Genomic DNA, 19479 nt, shown 5'->3' with positions numbered 1-19479 from the left:
AATATTTTTAAAAATAATATAACTTAACATACGGATTTAATCAAGTTCATTTTGTTCTCCGATCATCCGCACCGCATAAACTTGATCGCAAAACCCTCTTAATCCGTTATAGATTCTTTGTACTTTTGATTCGTATTGAACCAATCCGAACACGGTGGGGCCGCTCCCGCTCATCAGCACAGCATCGGCGCCGAACCGCTTCATTTGATTTTTGATCATCGCGACTTCGGGATGCATATTCAATGTAACAGATTCGAGAACATTGCCGAGTTTGTCGCACATTTTTTGAAAACTCTTCTCTTCGATCGCAGAAATCATACCTTGAACATCCGGATGTTCAATCTCGTCGACTTTCAGCTGCCTGTACACTTCTGCAGTTGATACGCCGATCGTCGGCTTTGCCAGCACAACCCAGCAGTGCGGCGGAGTCTCGATATGACGGATTTTCTCTCCCCTCCCCGTTGCAAGAGCCGTTCCTCCATGTACGCAAAAGGAGACATCAGACCCGATCTCAGCGCCAAGCTCAGCCAGTTCATTCATCGAAAGCTTCAAATCCCACAGCCGGTTCAGCCCTCTGAACACGGCAGCCGCATCGCTGCTTCCCCCCGCAAGCCCCGCAGCAACGGGAATCACTTTCGTAATAAATATAGAAACACCTTTTTTAATGCCGTATCGTTCTTTCATGAGCATTGCAGCCTGATAAGCAAGGTTTCGCTGATCGTCGGGAACAAAGCGGTTATGCGACGAAACCGTTACTTTATCTTCTGCCAGCTCGGTTAATTCAATCCGATCCGCCAAATCAATTGTCGTCATGACCATCTCTACTTCATGATACCCATCTGGACGTTTGCGGCGAACGTCGAGCGACAAATTAATTTTAGCCGGCGCCTTCTCTAAAATACGCAATCCATTCACCTACTTCTCCATCTAAACATAAGTATCCACATTGTAACATATTTTGAAGTACAGGACGTACAAATGCATGCGTTGCGGCAGGACGCCGCGATCTTAGCATGCGGTCCTTCCCTGCAAGTACAAATGCATGCGCCCGTGCAGGACGTCGCGGCTTTAGCATGCGGCCATTCCGGCAGATCGCGATTGCCCTCTGCCGTGAATCCTCAAGGCGCTTGCAGCACCTGGTCGGCTGAAAACGGATCAATGAAAAAAACGGAGGACAGAAGCTCCTCCGTATGTCACTGTTTTAATGATTTTGCTGATTTTGAGCCATATGCTGTTCGGCTAATTCAATGGCCCTCTTCACCATGTTACCGGCGTCTCTGGCCCGAATTCCGCCCCAGCCCTCGGTTTTTACCGTGTCGTAAAATCCAAGATCCTTAGCCAATTCATTTTTGAATTCCTCTGACATGATGCTTCGACGTCTGCCCATGCGAAACAGCCCCTTTCAAGTATCATACCATCCGTCTGACTCATCATAAAACAAGTGACATGTATTAGCTTTGCTCGATTTGTGCAGAACTTCCCCGAAAAATTCTGGATAAAAAAAGGCAAAACAAAAAGCAGCAAACATAAAGTCCACTGCTTATTAAAGGGCTACTGAGCTGGTTTTATCATCAGAAAATCTCAATTCAACCGTCTCAGTAAGAATATCCGCATAACTGTATGAAACTCTTTCAAACGAATTCTCGTCTTGGTCTAGTTGTATCACAAAAACAGAAGGGTACGTCTCAGCTAAAATGCCCGAACGCTCAATCGTTTTTCGGCGGCCACCGTTTGCTTTTAACGTCAGCCTTTTTCCCAAATGTCCATCAAGCGATCTTTTAATATCGGACAACGTTTTCGCCATTGCATCCACCTCACTATATTCAGTATACACCAGAAGCCCATTTTTGTCAAATAAAATTTAAATTATATCAACGTTCATAAGCCTCTGTCAATAAAATATTTGTGACAAATTATACGCCGACTTTCCCTTATTTTCCTCATTTTTCGTTTCATTATGTATGTTTTTTAAAAAAAAGGTAAAAAACATTCGGCTGCATGGCAAAAACCCGCCATCCGGCGGGCTCGTTTAATCGTTTTCTTTTGTTTTATATGGCATTCCGATTCGCAATACGCCGCGCGTCTCAATGCCTCCGAGTCCCTTTTCCCTCGTCAGTGTGTTTCTGAGCACTTCCCAGACGTTAATGCGGTCCATAAACGGAGTGAAGCTGATTTTCGCGACGATATAGACCGGATCAAGCGCATGGATGTTGACTCTTGACGGAGAGCTTGCAAAATTTGCACCGGCTCTGATCAGTGATTCAAAATGGGACTGGCATGCGCCGGCAAAAATGACAAGCTGATCAAGATGGGGAATTTTTTTTCTCGCTTTTTGAACGGTTTCGATAAAATCTTTTGAATGCCTGTAGGCATCCAGATTGTTAATATCACCCTTCTGCTTAGAATAGGCATCGTGTCCGGTGATGACGAGAAGATCCGGGCGGTACTCATCGATCAGTTCCTCAATGACCGATGACATTTTCTTTTCATAACAATGAATACCGTATACAGGAACCCCGATCTTTTCATAGAGCGCCAGACATTTTTTTAAATAAGCCGAATCCCCGTCTAAATGAAGGACTCTTCCGGGCATATGAAAGTATTGCTGTTGATTGTTATATTGGTTTGTGGCGCGGTACTCATGTTTATTGTGAAGGAGTTTGTAATCCTGGCGGAGAAGATCGAGGGATTCCTTCATTCTCGATTCTTCTTCCTGCTTTCTCATCTGCCGCTCAGCCTCGCGGACGATCTCCAGGTCCGTTAAATGCGCGTCAGCGATTAATCTGACCTCATCTCCGTGCAAAACAGCCACAGGTTCTCCATTTGCCAATTGATCAATTCGTATGATTCGAAATAAAATATCTCTTCGATAAGATTTTCTGACGACCATATCGCCTATTTTAAATTGCATGCTTTTCACTCCACACATAGACTAAGCCCCATCCTGATGAATATAAAGCAATGAAAAGTAAAGGTGCTTCTTTAGCCTATGTGCCCGCCCTTCAAGTGGTGAACGGATGACAAGCCTGATCAGGCTTAAAGCCCGGCTTCAAATAAAAAAAGCCCTCCATTAAAGAAGGACTGCTTTCAAGCGGTCAGATATGACGGCGAACTCTTCAATGCTCAGCGATTCCCCGCGTCGCTTTCCGTCGATTTGTGAATCCTGAAGCGCTCTTTCAATTTCTGATTTCTTCTCTTTGCCATTCGGCAGGTTGTTAACAAGGTTGTTGAAAAGTGTTTTTCGGCGCTGTGCAAAGCTTGATTTTACGACTTGAAAGAAAAAGGCTTCATCTTGAACCGCGACAGCCGGTTCCCCCCTCAGCGTCAGCCTGATGACCGCGGAATCCACGTTAGGCTGAGGGACAAATACAGTCTTTGGCACATTCATGACCGTTTTGGCTTCCGTATAAAACTGAACCGCGATAGAAAGTGACCCGTATTCCTTTGTAGAAGGTTTCGCAGCCATTCGGTCCGCCACCTCTTTTTGAAGCATGACGACGATCCCTTTCAGCGGCAGATTTTCTTCTAAAAGCTTCATAATGATGGGAGTCGTGACGTAATACGGGAGGTTGGCGACAACCATCACCTCATCGCAGTCTTGAAACTGCTCGTCCATTACCGCCCGGACATCGGCTTTCAGGACATCCTGGTGAATGACAGTCACATTATCATACGGAGAAAGCGTATCTTTTAAAATCGGCAGGAGCCTTTGGTCGATTTCGAAGGCTGTCACTTTCTTCGCACGCTTTGCCAGCTGCTCGGTTAATGCCCCGATCCCCGGACCGATTTCAATCACGCCGGTACGCTCCGTCACCCCGGCATGGTCGACAATTCTGTCCAATATGTTCGTGTCAATCAAGAAGTTCTGCCCCAAGCTTTTTTTGAATGAAAATCCGTATTTATTGAGAATTTCCTTCGTTCTAATTGGGGTGGCGATATCTTTATTCATGCTCTTCCTCCCGCAGCACAACATCCAGTGCGCTTAAATAATCACTCTTTTTGATCTGAAACATTTGCAGCCGCTTTTGAAGCTGTTTCCCATTTGTATAGCCGATATTCAATATCTCGCCGAGCCGCTCCCGCCTTTGTTTTGCCAGAGGGCCTCCGATCAGGCCGGCTTCGATTAAATCCCGAGCCTCAATCTCAGGTTTCGTCGTCTCCATTTCCTCCTGAACGGTTTTTAAGCATTCGCGGATTGCCTCAAGCGAAGCATGTTCAACACCGATTCCGCGCTTATTTTTAGGCTTTGCCAAATGCTTGGGCAAAAATGCATGCTTGCAGCCGGGGACTTTTTCTGCAATCGTTTTTCTGATTTTTTCCCCCGGGAAATCAGGATCGGTTAAAATAATGACCCCGCGCGTTTCCTGGGCAAGCCGAATCCGTTTGATGACATCTTCCCCTATGGCAGATCCGTTTGTTTCAATCGTATCAGCATCAACAGCCGATTTGATTTTTGCTGTGTCATCACGGCCTTCGACAACAATGATTTCTTTAATCTTCATTTCTTCCTCCGTATGGTGAAAAACCTTTTATTACATTTTTAAAATGATTGAAACCTTTTTGTAATAAAACCGTCTAATTTATTAGAAAACAAGATGGATCTATTATAACCAAAAAAACAGAGGGCGCAAAATCCCTCTGCTTATATAAGAAGCATAATAAATGATATTTAGTTCAACACCTTGATTTTAACTCTTTTGTTGCCCCAGCGGTAAGCTGTAGACTTACTCGGAAAGAATACATCGATTTTACGGCCTTTGATGGCTGAGCCTGTATCCGCTGCAACCGCGTAGCCATATCCTTCTACATGTACTTTAGAACCCAGCGGAATGACGCTCGGATCGACAGCGATCACTTTAGCGCCCGGATTATTTTTTAAGTTAACGCCGGTCGCAGTGTGGCCAGAGCATCCGTTGCAGCTTGCCGTATAAGCTGTAGAGGATACATAAAATTCTTTTCCTGAGGATTGATTTCCGCGCGATACATTCGCGCTGACTGTAGCCACTGCGGCTTGCTTTGTACCGACAGCGATGATTTTGGCTTTGCTTTCAGCTGCTGTTTCCTCTTTAACCAGTTCTCTGGAAACTTCCTTGCCGTTTTTCATCACAACGGCATAGTGCTTTTTAAGCTTGCCATGTTTACCGTCCTGTACAACTTTTTCTTTCCCCTTTTCAAGTGAATCGTCCTCTTTTTTCCGGACTTCAAAAGGGATGTTCTCTTCCACTACATCGGTGACTTTTTTGATACGAGTAATGTGAATCGCCTGATCTTTTGTCAGCTTTTTATCAAGCGCAGGCTTAACTTCATCATCGCCTTTTATGCTGATCTTATGATGTTTTAAAAAGTCAGCGACCGTAGTCGAAGTCGTCCATATATCTTTATGTTTTCCGGCATCCTTTACGGTTACTTTAAAAGCCCTTTGCAAAGTCAGCTTCATATCTTTCGTTATTTCTTTATCAACTGAGGGTTCAATTTGATCGTGTTCCGCCAACTCTAGATTTAAATCTTTCAGCAGTTTGCCGACAGTACCCGCTGTTGTCCAGATTTCTTTTTCCTGTCCGTCGACCGCGAAATGAACAGGTTTTGCGGCAACATACTCAACATTCATGTTCGCCGTTAATTTTGTATCTTCAGCGGGAGAGATGTGATCTTCTTTCCTCGTCTCGATGTCTAAGCTTTTCAGCAGTTCACCTACGGTTTCAGCATTCGTGCGAACATCCTGCTTTTTCCCGTTTATCGAAATGGTGACTTGCTGTTTAGCGAGCTCATGTGCTCCGTAAGCAGTTCCGCTTCCTGCGACAAGCAGTCCAGCAGCAATCAGTATCCATCTGCTTTTGCTAAGCTTTACGGAAAACAGCTTTTTCATTTTTTGTATGATGAAAAACGCCTCCTTCTCCTCGGGGAGATTATATAGAGTATCTACAAGCCTGTCAACCCTCCTCTCTATTTCTCCGCAAGCCCGCCATCTCTTTTATTATGGGAAAACCACCTCATAAAAGAAAGAAAGACTTGTCGACAAAGATATCCTATGAGTGCAAACAGACATGTAGAACTTTTTAGAACCGTCCCCCGAAGAGACAAGCTTGAACAAGGCTCGATATCAAATCGTGTCAGCTGATGCCGAAAAGTTTTTTTGCATTTTCTGTGGTGACGGCCGCTATTTCTTCATAAGTCATCCCTTTCAATTCAGCAATCTGTTCGGCGACAAGCTTGACATAGCTTGGTTCATTCCGCTTTCCTCTGTATGGATGCGGCGCTAAATACGGGCAGTCCGTCTCAATTAAAAGTCGGTCATTTGGTATTTGTTTGACCACTTCCTTCGGCTTTTTGGCATTTTTAAATGTGACGGGTCCCCCGAAAGATAGGTAGAAATTCATATTAATGCACTCTTGTGCAATTTCGGCGCTTCCGGTATAACAGTGCATAATTCCGCCGACTTCCTCAGCCCCTTCTCCCCGCAAAATGGAAACGACATCCTCTGTTGCATCACGGTTGTGAATCACAATTGGCAAGCCGACTTCTTTTGCCAAAGCGATCTGTTTTCTGAACACCTCTTTTTGAACGTCCTTCGGCGACTTATCCCAATGATAATCAAGTCCCATTTCACCGATCGCCACAACTTTCTCATGGGCTGAGAGGTCTTTGATCCAAGCCAAATCTTCATCGGTCATATCAATTGCATCAACCGGATGCCACCCGATGGCAGCATAGATAAAATCGTATGCTTCAATCAATTCCATTGCGCGCTTGATCGTCGGACGATCAAACCCGACAACAACAATGTGCTCCACTTTTTCTTCCTTTGCCCGAGCAATGACTTCTTCCAAATCCTCATTAAATTGCTCGGCATTTAAATGTGCATGTGTATCAAATAACATCAAAATGCCACCTTTTTTTAGATATTGTCGAAAAAACAAAAGGTGTTCGACGAAATGTTACACGTGGAACACCCTTTGCCAACATTTATTTGATTCGCGTTCCGTTTGATAATGAACTGTCTACCGCTGCAAGCGACAGAACGCCGTTGTCTTCTCCAGCCAATATCATGCCTTGAGAAAGTTCTCCTCTTAGTTTGACCGGTTTTAAGTTTGTTACACAAATGACTTTCCGGCCGACAAGCTCTTCAGGTTTGTAGTGCTTGGCAATTCCTGAAACGACCTGGCGTTTTTCAAAACCCAAATCAAGCTGAAGCTTTAACAGACGGTCCGCTTTTTTGACAGGTTCGGCATGGATGACTTCAGCCACTCTCAGCTCCGTGCTCATAAAATCGTCGATCGTGACTTCCGGAAGTCTTTCAGTTGCTTGTTCCTCTTGCTTCGGTTCTTCTTTTGGAGCCGTCCCCTGCATTTTTGCTTTGATATAAGCGACTTCGTCTTCGGCCTCTAGACGCGGGAACAACGGTTCTCCTTTTTGAACTTTTACCGATTTCAGCTGGCCGAAGCTTTTAATGCTGTCCCAGGTTTTCAATGACGCATCCGTAACACCGAGCTGTGCAAAAATCTTTTCAGGCGTCTGCGTTAAGAACGGCTGCAGCAATACAGCAGTGATACGCAATGACTCTGCCAAATGGTACATGACCGATTGAAGATCTTTTTCTTTGTCCTTATCTTTTGCCAGTACCCATGGGGCCGTCTCGTCGATGTATTTATTCGTTCTGCTGACAAACTGCCACAATGAAGAAAGCGCTACAGAAAACTCCATATTTTCGATCGCCTGTTCGTACGCTTCAATTGTCTTTTGCGAGAATGATGACAACGGTTCGTCAAAAGCGGTAACCGGGCCTTCGTACGACTGAACCTGGCCGTCAAAGTATTTGTTGACCATGGCGACCGTTCTGTTCAACAAGTTGCCTAAATCATTCGCTAAATCATAGTTAATCCGTTCGACAAATCCTTCCGGTGTAAATACGCCGTCAGAACCGAACGGCACTTCGCGTAGAAGATAATAACGCAATGCATCAAGCCCGTATTTGTCGATTAATGTGACTGGATCGACCACATTTCCTTTTGATTTAGACATTTTTCCATCTTTCATCAGCAGCCATCCGTGGGCAAAAACTTTTTTCGGCAGCGGAAGGTCCAATGCCATCAGCATAATCGGCCAGTAAATGGTATGGAAACGGACGATCTCTTTACCGACAAGATGAACGTCTGCCGGCCAATATTTTTGATAATTTTCATCGTTTGCCGTATTAAAGCCAAGTGCCGTAATGTAATTAAACAGCGCATCTATCCAAACATAGATGACATGCTTCGGGTTGCCGGGCACTTTTATTCCCCAGTCGAACGTCGTCCGGGAAACAGCCAAATCTTCAAGACCCGGTTTGATAAAGTTGTTGATCATTTCGTTTTTGCGGGATTCAGGCTGGATGAATTCAGGATTTTCTTCATAGAAAGCGAGCAGCCGGTCCGCGTATTTTCCCATGCGGAAGAAGTAAGATTCCTCTTTGATTAACTCAACGGGATGGCCGCTGTCAGGACTTTTTCCTCCGGTCACCTCGCCTTTCTCGTTTCGCTCAACATCAACGAGCTGGGTTTCGGTGTAAAACGTTTCGTCAGGTATGCTGTACCAGCCTTCATATTCGTCAAGATATATATCACCATTGTCAAGCAGCTTCTGAAAAACCTTTTCGATCACGTTTTTATGACGTTCCTCTGTCGTCCGAATGAAGTCGTCATTGGATATGTCGAGCTTTTTCCAAAGCTGCTGAATGTCTTCTGCCGCACGATCGACCAATTCCTGCGGAGTGATATTTTCCTTCTCCGCTGTTTGCTGGATTTTTTGTCCGTGCTCATCTGTACCTGTTAAGTATCTGACATCAAAGCCTCTCAGTCTTTTATACCGAGCCATCGCATCACCGGCAACGGTTGTGTAGGCATGTCCTATATGTAGCTTTCCACTCGGGTAATAAATGGGTGTAGTGATGTAAAACGTATTTTTTTCTTGCGGCATGATGGAACCTCCCAATTAAAATGTCAAAAAACTCCCGCCCAAAGGACGAGAGCGGCATGTGTATTCATTCAGTATATACTCAATATATAATCCCTCTTTATATGATACCATCTTAGCCTTCAAGTTCAAGAAAATATACATTGTCGATCCATCATGAATACGGTCGATTACAAATTTTTTAACAGAAAGAAATATTATACTTCGACAAAAAAATGCTTTCATTGTCGAATAATGTCGTATATAATCGATATGAGGAAAAACCTTAGTTCGAAAGTCTTGATTTAAGGGCTTTTTTTTGATTGATCCTACTGTTTTATCATCTTCATTTCCCTTGTTACATCAGTTCTTCCAAGGTCTTTTGACTATATGATCTAATTTTTACAAACAATAGAAAAGAAAATGATTGACGTTTATTGGAAACCTTGTTATGCTAGGACTGTAAGGATTTTGTCGAATAATGACGAAGATAATAAACACCTATAAAAATAACAATCTTTCGGGAGGAGAATGAATATGAAATCTACAGGTATTGTACGTAAAGTTGATGAGCTAGGACGCGTGGTGATTCCGATCGAACTTCGCCGTACGCTTGGAATCGCGGAAAAAGACGCTCTTGAAATCTATGTAGATGACGAAAAAATCATCTTGAAAAAATATAAACCAAACATGACTTGCCAAGTTACAGGTGAAGTTTCTGATGACAACCTTAAACTTGCAGGCGGTAAATTGGTTCTTAGCCCTGAAGGCGCTGAGCAAATCATTAACGAAATTCAAGCACAACTTCAATCTCAAAAATAATTATATTGATTATACAAAAACCGCTCTTGCCGAAGCAAGGGCGGTTTTTTTAGTTTTGAATATGATAAGCGTCATAAATTTTCCGTTTCGGAACGCCGCGGTCTACCGCGGTTTTTTTAATGGCTTCTTTTGAATGATATCCTTCGCTGATATAATGCTCGACATGTTCTTTTTCTGAAAGGTGCTCCCACCAGAACGATTCTTCGATCGTTTCTTCACGGCTTCCCTCGATCACAAGGCAAAACTCTCCGCGCACCTGTTCCTGTTCAGCCCATGTGAGCGCTTCTTCTATCGAACCTCTGATAAATTCTTCGAATTTTTTCGTGAGTTCCCTTGTCAATGCGATTTGCCGGTTGCCGAATACCTCTCTGATGGCTGACAAGGTTTCTTTCAGCCGATGCGGGGACTCGTAAAAAATCATCGTCTCCTGTCTGTTCTTCAAAGCCTCGAGCTGTTTTTTCCTTTCCCGTTTGTTACGGTCCAAAAAACCGAAAAAGAAAAACGGCTGCGGGGCAATGCCTGAGGCAATCAGTGCGGTCAAAGCGGCATTTGCACCGGGCAAAGGCACGACATAGCCGCCCATTTCGATAAAATCGCGGACGATTTCAGCCCCGGGGTCAGATATTGTCGGCATTCCGGCGTCACTGACCAGCGCGACATTTTTACCTTCTTTCAGCCATTCCAAAATTTTGTGTCCGCTGCTTTCTTTATTGTGTTCATGGTAGCTGACAAGCTGTGTATCGATTTCGTATACATGGCACAATTTCTTCGTCTGCCTCGTATCCTCCGCAGCGATAATTTCCGCCTCTTTTAACACAGAAACCGCTCGAAATGTCATATCCTCCAAATTGCCGATGGGTGTCGGAACGAGATATAACATACCCATGTCTGATTTTTGGTCAAAGCTCTTTTGCCGGTTGATAATCAACACCCTCCCGTCTTTTTTCTTCTATATAACGTTCTTTGTTCTTTCTCGATAATTTTTTAAAATAGTACTCGGCCTGCATCGCCTCTCGCTTCGTTGAAAAGCATTCTGCATAATGGAGTTGAACCGGCAGCCTTGCCCTCGTATACTTCGCGCCTTTCCCGTCATTATGGGTTTTCAGGCGCTTCTCGATATTGTTTGTATAGCCGGCGTACAAGCTGCCGTCCCGGCACGAAAGCACGTAAAAGTAATGGCTACTCGTCTCCATATAAAATCTTCCTTATTTCAGGTGTATATTGATCTTGTTCATCATACACGAATAAAGGAGGCAGAATTTTCAGGTCAGGCCGGCCGTCTTTTATTCCTTCCACTAAAATGGTGTTGGCTTCTTTGCTTTTTTTCGGGTAAACAAATTGGACCCGTTTCGGCTCGATTTGGAAGGCTTTCATCAATTCAAAGATTTCGAGCAGCCTCCCCGGCCGGTGAACGAGAGCAAGTTTGCCGCCCTGCTTTAAAAGCTTGCTGCTGACGCGAATGACGTCTTCAAGCGTGCAGTAAATTTCATGTCTGGCAATGGCCAGATGTTCATTTAAGTTTTGCTCTGTTTTTTGCGGCGTCTTGAAATAAGGAGGATTGCATGTGACGACATCAGCCTTATTGTATCCGAGCACCTGCGGCATATTGTTCAAGTCGTCCCTGATGAGATGAATCTGTTTTTGCAGATTGTTGTATTCCACGCTGCGGAGGGCCATGTCATACAGCCTTTCCTGAATTTCCACCCCGGTAATGGCGGCTTTTGTGCGGGTGCTGAGAAGCAGCGGAATAATCCCGTTCCCTGTGCACAGATCAATGATGTTTCCTTTTTGTATCGGAACATATGCAAATTTCGACAGCAGAACGGCGTCTAAGGAAAATGCAAAAACTGTCGGGCTTTGCACGATTTTCATATCTTCAGCAAGTAAATAATCCAGTCGTTCATCGTCTTTTAGTTGAATCATGTCTTTTCCCTTTCCTAAACACATTGTACCGTTAAAAAGGCTTCCGTTCCGCCGGAAGCCTTTCTTATTTTTTATTTAAGAACGAGAGGCAGAACAGGCAGTCTCCTTCTTTGCGAACACTTCCGTAATGGATATTGCAAATATGGAAGCCCTCCTGATACAGGCGCGCCAAATTATCATGGCCTTCTCCAATATCAGCATGCCCTGTCTTTTCTGCTTTTATCTCTTTTTCATCGGATTTTGCGTTTTTTAGCCTCTGATCCGTTTCTTCCAGCCTCTTGCGCAAATGCTCGTTTTCAAGCTGTAAATGATTGTTTTCTTCAATCATTTCCCCGATATGCTGCTTGAGATCTCCAAGCTGGCGGTAAAGAGACCCGATTTGTTCTTCTAAACTTATCACTGTATCAAACAATTCTTTTTTATCCAAGGTTTCACACCTCGTTAATCTGTGGTTTGTGCAGATACGACACCTTCTTGCAACAGCTCATCCCACGTATATTCAACGACTTTGTCACAGTCTGTCAATTCGACTTGAAGAATGCGTTCGAGAATATTCAAGCCGACGACTTTTGCCGGGCCGCTGGACGTGGCGATCACTTCCCCGATATCCGGAAGCTGTTCTTTTGCTGTTTCGTATTCATCGTTTTCATATTTCAGACAGCACATCAGCCGTCCGCATAGTCCGGAAATCTTCGTCGGATTCAGCGACAGATTTTGATCCTTTGCCATTTTAATAGACACAGGCTCAAAATCACCTAAAAATGTGGAACAGCAAAGCATTCTTCCGCACGGTCCGATGCCGCCCAGCATCTTCGCTTCATCCCTGACGCCGATTTGCCTCAGTTCGATTCTCGTTTTAAAGATAGATGCCAAATCTTTGACGAGTTCTCTAAAATCGACTCTTCCGTCAGCCGTAAAATAAAAAATGACTTTGTTGCGGTCAAAAGTGAATTCCACATCGACCAGCTTCATCTCAAGGCCGTGCTCGTTAACCTTTTTCTGGCAGACATCAAAGGCGGACAGCGCAGCTTCTTGATTTTCTTCAACGATCAGGCGGTCGCGCTCATCAGCAACTCTGATCACTTTTCTTAAAGGCAGCACGACATCGTTCTCGTCTACTTTCTTGTTGGCGATGACAACCTGCCCGTATTCAACACCGCGAACCGTTTCGACGATCACACAGCTGTCTTTATCTATCTGAAATCCGTTCGGATCGAAATAATATATTTTGCCCGCTTTTTTAAAGCGGACACCAATAACGTTGTACAAGCTTATCCCTCCTGCAGCATTAAAACCAAGTGCTCCATTAATCCTTGAGCATTCACATTGGAATAAAGCCGTTTTTTTGCTTCTAAAACAGCAAGTATCTGGTTTGTCACTCTTTGTTGTGTTGTTTGCAGCGCATGCTGTTTTAATGATTGGAATAAGTCCTGAAATAGTATTTTATCTTCATGTCCCAACTGAATGGACAACACGTCGCGATATATAAATAAAAGCATATCAAGACCCATTTCTTGATGGTCTTTCTCCTTGAAAAAGGGCATCCACTGATCTTGAATATAGAAAAAAGCATGTCCTTTTCGCTGGTGTAAGACTTCATACAATTTTATCACTTTCGCTCGCGACTCTGCAAACTGATCATTTCGACTCAATTCGAGCGCTTCCGATAAATTATTTGTCATATTCGACAAAAGGGCTGCCATATTCGGTGAGACCTCTTGTTTGATCAGTTCTTTTTCAATTGATTCGGGCTGCAACGACTGAAAGGATAAAACCTGGCATCTCGATATGATCGTATCGAGCAATTTTTGCGGCTGTTCCGTTAAAAGAACAGCGATTGTATCGCTGCTCGGCTCCTCTAAAAACTTCAGAAGGCTGTTCGCCGCATTGACCGTCATTTGATCCGCATGGGAGATAATGTACAGCTTTTTATGCGATTCCAAACCGGTCTTTGAAAACTCTTCCTGAAGCGCCTGAATTTGTCCCTTTTTAATGGAAAGTCCGTCCGGATGCACAACGTGAACGTCCGGATGGTTTCCTGATTCAATCCGCTGGCAGTTCCTGCACGACTCACATGGCTCCGCTCCGTCTTCAAGGCAAAAAAAGCTTTTTGCGAGAAGGGTTGCTGCGTCTAATTTGCCCGTCCCTTTGCGCCCTTCAAATAAATAGGCGTGGGCGAGCCGGTTTCTTTCTATACTATTTTGCAAAAGCTTCATGACACGTGGCTGAAGCTTCTGCATTTCTGTCCAGGTTGTAGCCATACCATCACTCTCTATGTGTAAAGGTTTATCAGTAAACCCTTGATTTCGCCAATGCGTTCTAAAAGTTCGATAGAGGATTTTTCTTGGTCCATCAGATCCTCTGTTAATTGCACAAGCTTTTCGTCCAGTTCTTTTACAATGCTCAATGTCCTGCTGTTTCCGTACAGATCGAAGCTTCTTGAATTCTCCACCGTCAGACCGTTTTCAACGGTCTCTTTTACAAATCGTTTGATCAAGCCTTTGAACCTGGCCAAATCTTTGAAGTTTCTCGACTTTGACAGGCGTTTTCCGAACGCTTCAATATCTGTTAAAAGCATTGTCAGCTGTTCAACTCGAAGCTTGCCGCTTTGTATATTCATCTTCTCTTTAAATGAAGCAGAAACGTTTTCTCCTCTTGCAGGCGGAGTCTGTTGTTTCTCTATCATTGTACGCAGTTCTTGACTTATTTTCATATCCTCAACCCTTAAAATTGATGGAATTGCTCGATCGGCAGTACAAAAACGGTTGCCCCGCCCACTTCAACCTCAACGGGATAAGGAACATATGAATCGGCATTTCCGCCCATTGGAGAAACAGGGGCAATCAGCTGATCGCGCTTGCTTCCGTTTTCTTTTATCAAGCTTAAAGCTTTGTCTACTCGAATATCATCTACACCCAACATGAAGGTTGTGTTTCCCGATTTCAGAAAGCCGCCGGTTGACGCCAGTTTAGTCACGCGAAAATTGTGATCGGTCAAAGCCTTTAAAAGCCGGTTGCTGTCTTGGTCTTGAACAACAGCGATAATTAACTTCATTTGAAAAGCCCCCTTTTGGATGGAAACACTTAAGGATACTCTTGCTACCATTATAACAATGAATGGTAAACAGGTCACAACTGATTTTCTTTTAATGCTTCCTCAATGATGTTATTTACCCTTTTTAACACATGTTCAACATTCTGACTGGCATCCACGATCCGAAATCGGCCCGGAAACCGGTTCATAACTTCTTCATAGCCTTTTTGAACAAGCTGATGAAAATGGAGTTTTTCCAGATCAAGCCGGTTCTTTTCTCTGGCATGATTTAAATTGATCCGCTTCATTCCCTCTTCCGGGTCGATGTCGAAATAAATCGTCATATTCGGCATCATACTGCCGATCGCAAATTGATTAACAGAAAATACTTCATCAATGCCAAGTCCCCTGGCATACCCCTGATAAGCAAGCGAGCTGTCGATGAACCGGTCGCATAAGACGATTTTTCCTTCTTCAAGCGCCGGTTTTACTTTTTCGACAAGGTGCTGCCTTCTGGCGGCTGCATATAATAAGGCTTCTGTTTTCGGGTCCATAGCCGTATGACTTGGATTTAAAATAACCTCGCGAATTCGTTCAGATATTTCAATGCCGCCCGGTTCTCTTGTCGCAAGAACAGAATAGCCGTTTTTCGTCAATTGGTCTGCCGCAGCCTGAAGGATTGTCGTTTTCCCCGCACCTTCAGGCCCTTCAAAAGTAATAAATAATCCGTTCATGATTTCTCCTCTTCTATATATACAGTTAATTGCTTTTGTTTGAGCTGATTGCTGCCCTGAATGTGTACATTCAGATCGACGAGCCGCGTCAGCAGGCTGATCGTCTCTTTTGTTATTCTCTCACCCGCCATGATCAACGGAATACCCGGAGGGTAAGGTATGACCGGTTCTGCGCTTATTCTGCCCGCGGCTTCCGCAAAAGGCACCGATTCTTTTTTAAAGGCTGACAACTTGCTTTTCCGGTAAGGCACAGCTGTGACTTTTTCAGAAGGGATTCCGATTCCGGCAGGATGATCGTGTTGAACAGCTGTATCTTTGATTTCTTTGCCGATTGTTCTGATCAGTTCCGGCGCAGGCTTATTTTTTCCTTCAAGCGGCAGGACCAGCAGGACTTGCCTTTCATCTGCCAATTCAGGATGGATGCCGTTTGCTTCAAATATGGATTTCAGTTCAAAACCGGAGTGGCCATACGCTGATCTGACAGACAGCTTAAGCGGATCTTGCTGGATACCGGCATCAGCCGGCTCGACGATCTCGGCTCCGTTCATTTGAGAAAAGACTTCTCTCATGTTGATGAGCTCTTTCTCAATATCGGCTGTTCGATTTGTTTTCATGATATCTTCGGCGTATGCCCTGGCTATATCCAAAGATGCCATGATTGGGTAGGAAGGACTACTGCTTTGAAGCACGGAGAGATAGTATGTTAGTCTGTCCCTGTTAATCCTGCGGCTGTTCATATGCAGATAAGATCCCATTGTCATCGCCGGGAGCGTTTTATGCGCAGACTGAACGACAACATCGGCGCCCGCTTTCAGCGACGACTGGGGAAATGGATGGCCCAGCACAAAATGAGCGCCGTGAGCCTCGTCGACTAGAACGGGAATGTCATGTTGATGGGCCTCTTCTATGATCGGCTTCAGATCAACAGCATGTCCGTAGTAATTGGGATATGTCAACACGATTCCATTAGCGTGCGGATATTGTGAAATTGCATCTTTTGCCGTTTCATACAGTATATGTGTGGGAACGGCCATCGCCTCATCAATTTCCGGCGTCAAAAAAACCGGATGGGCGCCTGAAAGTTCAATCGCATGAAATACAGACTTATGGCAGTTCCGCTGAACCAGTATCGTGTCGCCCGGCTGACAAACAGCCAGGATCATCGCCAGATTCCCGACGGTCGAACCATTGACGAGAAAAAAACTTTCTTCCGCGCCGTAAAGCCGCGAAACTAAATCCTGCGCTTCCTTGATGACGCCAGATGGTTCATGTAAATCATCCAGTCCTGTCAGTTCAGTCAGATCGACTTTGAGAATCGTTTCGAAAAAAGTTTTCGCTTCATCAAAAAAGACATCTCCATTGTGATGTCCCGGAACGTGAAAAGAATAATGGTGTCCTTCAGCATGGTTCACCAATGCTGTATATAAAGGTGTCTTCATATAAACCGATCCTTTAGTCATCTTCTCTATTTTCTTCGTCACCCGTGTGACGGTATGACATTCTGCATTTATTATACCCTTCAAGGCGGATTACATAAAGGGAGGACGTTTTGGTAAATGTTTATCTTGCTTATGATAAACGGTTTTGGTTTTCTTTCATGTCCAGCAGCTTAGCCTTGAGACCATCTTCCATTGCCCTTATTTCTTCTTCTGCCTGAACGCGCTTGGAACGGCCTTCTTCTTGAATTTTAAGCGTCTCCTCAAGTGTTCCGATCAGATTGTCCTGCACTTTTTTCAATGTTTCGATATCGATAAAACCGCGCTCATTTTCCTTGGCCGTTTCGATCGTGTTGGCCTTCAGCATCTCGGCATTTTTCAAGAGCAGTTCGTTTGTAGTGGCTGACACCTGTTTTTGAGCTTCTACGGCTCGGCGCTGCCTCAACAGAGTGAGCGCAATAGCAACCTGATTTTTCCAAAGGGGAATTGCTGTCATAATCGAAGATTGGATCTTTTCCGCCAGCACTTGATTTGTATGTTGGATCAAGCGGATTTGCGGGGCGCTCTGCAGCGTAATTTGTCTGCTCAATGTTAAATCATAAACCCGCTTTTCGAGCCGGTCGGCAAACTGAATCAAATCATTTACATCCTGCACGGCCATATGATGATGTTCTGTTTTCGATTCCTCTTTTAATTCAGGAATGGTTTGATGTTTTAACTCTTCAAGCTTCAGCTGACCGGCTGCAATATAGACATTCAGCGCTTCATAATATTCTTTATTTTTTTCATACAGCCGTTCGAGCATCTTATTATCATTGATCAGCGCGCTTTTGGAATGCTCAAGTTTTACGCTGATTCTGTCTATTTGGGCGCCGGTTTTTTGATACCTTGATAAGACTTCTTGAACAGAATGGGATACTCTTCCGAAAAAACGGGAAAAGAAGTTCCTTTTTTCAGTTTTCAATTCATCAGGGCTGACCTGTTCAAGCTTTTTCATTAGGTCGCTTAAGACCTGCCCAATTTCACCGATATCTTTTTTTTGGACGTGCTCAAGCATCTCTTGTGAAAAATTCAAGAGCTTGGATTGAGCTTGCGTTCCATACAGAGTCATGCTGTCATGTTGTTTTGGATCGATCTGTTCGGCCAGTTGGAATGCCTGCCGGCGTTTTTCTTCGGATAACGTATCAACCAGATTTACTTGCTGGCCGCTGTGTTCTTCCTCCATGCCGGTGACAGACTTTTCTCCTTGTCCAAAAGGATCGGAAAGCAAATCATCAATTTCAAGCTGTACGCCAGTTTTGTGTAACGATGGTTTATATTCGCTCATTTTCAGCTTTCCTCCATCAGTCTGTTTTCATTGAATGCTTCGCGACGTCCAGTTCAAACTCCAAGTGATCAATGTCTGTTTTCAGCAAGTCATAAAGGTCGTCTTCCAATTGCTTGGCAAGCTTATCGATCATCATACGCGTTTCGCTTAAAGAAACTTCAAGCTTCGCATTACGCTTTGGCTGTGACGCCAAAAACGCATGCTTTTCCGTCAGTTCAACAATTGAATCAAGACTTTGATAATAAAAGCGTTCAACCTGGTAAAAACGCTTTGGTTCGTTCTTTGTGATGCTGTAAATTTTTCTGACGATACGAAGGATTTCTATATTTTGTTTAATCATTTGAATGTTTTTGACTGCGAATAAGGCTTTCCTTAACCGGGCGATTTTCAGCTTAGCTTCCCGCAGATTCTGCTTTATATAGGCATATTCCCGCCGTGTAAGCTGGTTTTCTTTTAAAAACAAATAGGTTCCGTACCATTTCCCGCCAAGATAAACGGCAACCCAGGTTCCTGCTGCATAAGCGGAAGACAGCAGAAAAGTCTGGTTAAGCGCGAAGAAGCTGGTGAACCAAAGGAGCACGGACAATGCACTTGCAGCAGTTGCACGAAGCATAAAATGAAGAATCGGTTTCATTACACCACTACTCCTAATATATAAATTTCTTTTTTATGATAAAGCGGTCGTTTCTTTATACTACTTTCTAATACGGATATCAGCTAAACAAAGTTTCAGCTCGAAAATCGTGTGTATAGCAAAAAAGACACCTTAACCGTGTCTTCATCACTTTCATTATACCTTTCATCCATACAGACTAAAAGGCTAAAAAAAAAAGACCTGAAACGGTCTAAGAATATAATGGCGGCGTCCGGAGACTCTTTAATTTTTTGACATAGTCAGAGTACTCGGGGTCTGATGTTGATGTAGATATAATCTTTTTCTCACAATCCGAACATAAAAATTTCGTATAAAGGTGAATGCCTTCGGTTTTATTTTCCTCGCAAATGATACACGTTTCCCCATGATTAGACTTACTCATCCATTCCACCTCCATGGGTTTCAGTATTCCCAAAGAACAACATTTGTATACAAAATTAAGAATGTTTTTGAAGGTTAGATTAGTATATGTAGCCGGGAAGTGTTAGGTGTTTGTATCAATGAAGTTCCGACAAAAAAGACCAGCTTATATAAGCTGGTCTTTTTAAGCGCTTGGCGGCGTCCTACTCTCACAGGGGGAAGCCCCCAACTACCATCGGCGCTGAAGAGCTTAACTTCCGT

23 protein-coding genes and 1 rRNA gene are annotated in these 19479 nt (G+C 44.0%); 1 reads left to right on the top strand and 23 read right to left on the bottom strand.

From position 1 onward, the window contains the following. Positions 1-36: 36 nt before the first annotated feature. From ispE to metG, 9 genes are all read right to left on the bottom strand, one after another. Complete coding sequence (ispE, locus tag QMZ64_RS20165) at positions 37-906, bottom strand: 4-(cytidine 5'-diphospho)-2-C-methyl-D-erythritol kinase (RefSeq protein ID WP_265627874.1); 870 nt, start codon at positions 904-906, stop codon at positions 37-39. Between the two features lie 295 nt (positions 907-1201). Further along, positions 1202-1387 carry a small, acid-soluble spore protein, alpha/beta type gene (locus QMZ64_RS20160; RefSeq protein ID WP_003178189.1) on the bottom strand — a complete coding sequence of 62 codons (186 nt, stop codon included), beginning with the start codon at positions 1385-1387 and terminating at the stop codon, positions 1202-1204. A gap of 156 nt (positions 1388-1543) precedes the next feature. Then, positions 1544-1804 (bottom strand): biofilm formation stimulator Veg, encoded by a 261-nt coding sequence (gene veg / locus QMZ64_RS20155; RefSeq protein ID WP_003178187.1) that lies wholly within the window; start codon positions 1802-1804, stop codon positions 1544-1546. A 225-nt stretch (positions 1805-2029) separates the two neighbouring features. Beyond that, positions 2030-2911, bottom strand: coding sequence for a sporulation peptidase YabG (yabG, locus tag QMZ64_RS20150; RefSeq protein WP_243944466.1), 882 nt, complete (start codon positions 2909-2911; stop codon positions 2030-2032). Positions 2912-3070: 159 nt separating this feature from the next. Then, positions 3071-3949 carry a 16S rRNA (adenine(1518)-N(6)/adenine(1519)-N(6))-dimethyltransferase RsmA gene (rsmA, locus tag QMZ64_RS20145; protein WP_243944464.1) on the bottom strand — a complete coding sequence of 293 codons (879 nt, stop codon included), beginning with the start codon at positions 3947-3949 and terminating at the stop codon, positions 3071-3073. Continuing rightward, positions 3942-4502, bottom strand: a complete 561-nt coding sequence (gene rnmV / locus QMZ64_RS20140) for a ribonuclease M5 (protein WP_265625162.1) — start codon at positions 4500-4502, stop codon at positions 3942-3944. Before rnmV ends, rsmA begins: the two co-directional genes overlap by 8 nt. Before the next feature lie 167 nt (positions 4503-4669). Next, the gene (locus QMZ64_RS20135; RefSeq protein ID WP_165425809.1) at positions 4670-5866 is read right to left on the bottom strand and encodes a G5 and 3D domain-containing protein; all 1197 of its coding nucleotides are present in this window, start codon (positions 5864-5866) and stop codon (positions 4670-4672) included. A 244-nt stretch (positions 5867-6110) separates the two neighbouring features. Next, positions 6111-6878: a TatD family hydrolase gene (locus QMZ64_RS20130; RefSeq protein ID WP_265625163.1), complete on the bottom strand. Its 768-nt coding sequence runs from the start codon at positions 6876-6878 to the stop codon at positions 6111-6113. A gap of 85 nt (positions 6879-6963) precedes the next feature. Then, positions 6964-8952 (bottom strand): methionine--tRNA ligase, encoded by a 1989-nt coding sequence (gene metG / locus QMZ64_RS20125; RefSeq protein ID WP_265625164.1) that lies wholly within the window; start codon positions 8950-8952, stop codon positions 6964-6966. 507 nt (positions 8953-9459) lie between these two features. On the opposite strand from metG, the gene QMZ64_RS20120 reads away from it, so the two are divergent. Next, positions 9460-9750, top strand: a complete 291-nt coding sequence (locus QMZ64_RS20120) for a transition state genes transcriptional regulator AbrB (protein ID WP_085959887.1) — start codon at positions 9460-9462, stop codon at positions 9748-9750. Between the two features lie 49 nt (positions 9751-9799). Here the strand turns inward: QMZ64_RS20120 and rsmI are convergent, their stop codons facing one another. The 14 genes from rsmI to rrf all read right to left on the bottom strand — a co-directional run. Beyond that, entirely contained in the window at positions 9800-10675 is an 876-nt protein-coding gene (gene rsmI, locus QMZ64_RS20115; RefSeq protein WP_265627875.1) for a 16S rRNA (cytidine(1402)-2'-O)-methyltransferase, read from the bottom strand. Beyond that, positions 10650-10943 (bottom strand): GIY-YIG nuclease family protein, encoded by a 294-nt coding sequence (locus tag QMZ64_RS20110; RefSeq protein ID WP_075752584.1) that lies wholly within the window; start codon positions 10941-10943, stop codon positions 10650-10652. The genes rsmI and QMZ64_RS20110 overlap by 26 nt, the downstream gene beginning before the upstream one ends. Further along, positions 10930-11673: a tRNA1(Val) (adenine(37)-N6)-methyltransferase gene (locus tag QMZ64_RS20105; protein ID WP_243944460.1), complete on the bottom strand. Its 744-nt coding sequence runs from the start codon at positions 11671-11673 to the stop codon at positions 10930-10932. Before QMZ64_RS20105 ends, QMZ64_RS20110 begins: the two co-directional genes overlap by 14 nt. 64 nt (positions 11674-11737) lie before the next feature. Then, on the bottom strand, positions 11738-12100 hold the full coding sequence (yabA, locus tag QMZ64_RS20100; RefSeq protein ID WP_020449795.1) for a DNA replication initiation control protein YabA: 363 nt from the start codon (positions 12098-12100) through the stop codon (positions 11738-11740). A gap of 14 nt (positions 12101-12114) precedes the next feature. Next, positions 12115-12942: a competence/sporulation regulator complex protein RicT gene (ricT, locus tag QMZ64_RS20095; protein ID WP_003178162.1), complete on the bottom strand. Its 828-nt coding sequence runs from the start codon at positions 12940-12942 to the stop codon at positions 12115-12117. A gap of 2 nt (positions 12943-12944) precedes the next feature. Then, the gene (gene holB / locus QMZ64_RS20090; protein WP_152850009.1) at positions 12945-13934 is read right to left on the bottom strand and encodes a DNA polymerase III subunit delta'; all 990 of its coding nucleotides are present in this window, start codon (positions 13932-13934) and stop codon (positions 12945-12947) included. Positions 13935-13945: 11 nt separating this feature from the next. Continuing rightward, positions 13946-14386 carry a YaaR family protein gene (locus QMZ64_RS20085; RefSeq protein ID WP_003178158.1) on the bottom strand — a complete coding sequence of 147 codons (441 nt, stop codon included), beginning with the start codon at positions 14384-14386 and terminating at the stop codon, positions 13946-13948. Between the two features lie 11 nt (positions 14387-14397). Beyond that, positions 14398-14727, bottom strand: coding sequence for a cyclic-di-AMP receptor (locus QMZ64_RS20080; RefSeq protein ID WP_003178156.1), 330 nt, complete (start codon positions 14725-14727; stop codon positions 14398-14400). A 74-nt stretch (positions 14728-14801) separates the two neighbouring features. Continuing rightward, positions 14802-15440: a dTMP kinase gene (tmk, locus tag QMZ64_RS20075; RefSeq protein ID WP_265625165.1), complete on the bottom strand. Its 639-nt coding sequence runs from the start codon at positions 15438-15440 to the stop codon at positions 14802-14804. After that, complete coding sequence (locus tag QMZ64_RS20070; protein WP_265625166.1) at positions 15437-16879, bottom strand: aminotransferase class I/II-fold pyridoxal phosphate-dependent enzyme; 1443 nt, start codon at positions 16877-16879, stop codon at positions 15437-15439. The genes tmk and QMZ64_RS20070 overlap by 4 nt, the downstream gene beginning before the upstream one ends. A 130-nt stretch (positions 16880-17009) precedes the next feature. Next, entirely contained in the window at positions 17010-18203 is a 1194-nt protein-coding gene (locus QMZ64_RS20065; protein ID WP_265625167.1) for a toxic anion resistance protein, read from the bottom strand. 16 nt (positions 18204-18219) lie between these two features. After that, positions 18220-18837, bottom strand: coding sequence for a 5-bromo-4-chloroindolyl phosphate hydrolysis family protein (locus tag QMZ64_RS20060; RefSeq protein ID WP_265625168.1), 618 nt, complete (start codon positions 18835-18837; stop codon positions 18220-18222). 211 nt (positions 18838-19048) lie between these two features. Beyond that, positions 19049-19240, bottom strand: a complete 192-nt coding sequence (locus QMZ64_RS20055) for a sigma factor G inhibitor Gin (protein ID WP_020449787.1) — start codon at positions 19238-19240, stop codon at positions 19049-19051. 168 nt (positions 19241-19408) lie between these two features. Then, positions 19409-19479 (bottom strand): 5S ribosomal RNA (rrf, locus tag QMZ64_RS23400); the annotation flags it as partial.

Origin of the sequence: Bacillus sp. LB7 (genome assembly GCF_030449715.1) — a bacterium.
In the GTDB taxonomy this organism is placed as follows: domain Bacteria; phylum Bacillota; class Bacilli; order Bacillales; family Bacillaceae; genus Bacillus; species Bacillus paralicheniformis.
The sequence above is the reverse complement of the archived record's forward strand: the minus strand, read 5'-3'. Positions and strand labels throughout refer to the sequence as shown.

Bases quoted from the DNA above. Each gene is read 5' to 3' on its own strand.
- QMZ64_RS20055 (WP_020449787.1), bottom strand. From the start codon at position 19,240: ATGAGTAAGTCTAATCATGGGGAAACGTGTATCATTTGCGAGGAAAAT.
- rnmV (WP_265625162.1), bottom strand. From the start codon at position 4,502: ATGAAGATTAAAGAAATCATTGTTGTCGAAGGCCGTGATGACACAGCA.
- QMZ64_RS20070 (WP_265625166.1), bottom strand. From the start codon at position 16,879: ATGAAGACACCTTTATATACAGCATTGGTGAACCATGCTGAAGGACAC.
- QMZ64_RS20060 (WP_265625168.1), bottom strand. From the start codon at position 18,837: ATGAAACCGATTCTTCATTTTATGCTTCGTGCAACTGCTGCAAGTGCA.
- tmk (WP_265625165.1), bottom strand. From the start codon at position 15,440: ATGAACGGATTATTTATTACTTTTGAAGGGCCTGAAGGTGCGGGGAAA.
- QMZ64_RS20160 (WP_003178189.1), bottom strand. From the start codon at position 1,387: ATGGGCAGACGTCGAAGCATCATGTCAGAGGAATTCAAAAATGAATTG.
- yabG (WP_243944466.1), bottom strand. From the start codon at position 2,911: ATGCAATTTAAAATAGGCGATATGGTCGTCAGAAAATCTTATCGAAGA.
- QMZ64_RS20110 (WP_075752584.1), bottom strand. From the start codon at position 10,943: ATGGAGACGAGTAGCCATTACTTTTACGTGCTTTCGTGCCGGGACGGC.
- QMZ64_RS20065 (WP_265625167.1), bottom strand. From the start codon at position 18,203: ATGAGCGAATATAAACCATCGTTACACAAAACTGGCGTACAGCTTGAA.
- QMZ64_RS20120 (WP_085959887.1), top strand. From the start codon at position 9,460: ATGAATATGAAATCTACAGGTATTGTACGTAAAGTTGATGAGCTAGGA.
- holB (WP_152850009.1), bottom strand. From the start codon at position 13,934: ATGGCTACAACCTGGACAGAAATGCAGAAGCTTCAGCCACGTGTCATG.
- QMZ64_RS20135 (WP_165425809.1), bottom strand. From the start codon at position 5,866: ATGAAAAAGCTGTTTTCCGTAAAGCTTAGCAAAAGCAGATGGATACTG.
- QMZ64_RS20085 (WP_003178158.1), bottom strand. From the start codon at position 14,386: ATGAAAATAAGTCAAGAACTGCGTACAATGATAGAGAAACAACAGACT.
- QMZ64_RS20130 (WP_265625163.1), bottom strand. From the start codon at position 6,878: ATGTTATTTGATACACATGCACATTTAAATGCCGAGCAATTTAATGAG.
- veg (WP_003178187.1), bottom strand. From the start codon at position 1,804: ATGGCGAAAACGTTGTCCGATATTAAAAGATCGCTTGATGGACATTTG.
- QMZ64_RS20105 (WP_243944460.1), bottom strand. From the start codon at position 11,673: ATGATTCAACTAAAAGACGATGAACGACTGGATTATTTACTTGCTGAA.
- metG (WP_265625164.1), bottom strand. From the start codon at position 8,952: ATGCCGCAAGAAAAAAATACGTTTTACATCACTACACCCATTTATTAC.
- QMZ64_RS20080 (WP_003178156.1), bottom strand. From the start codon at position 14,727: ATGAAGTTAATTATCGCTGTTGTTCAAGACCAAGACAGCAACCGGCTT.
- rsmA (WP_243944464.1), bottom strand. From the start codon at position 3,949: ATGAATAAAGATATCGCCACCCCAATTAGAACGAAGGAAATTCTCAAT.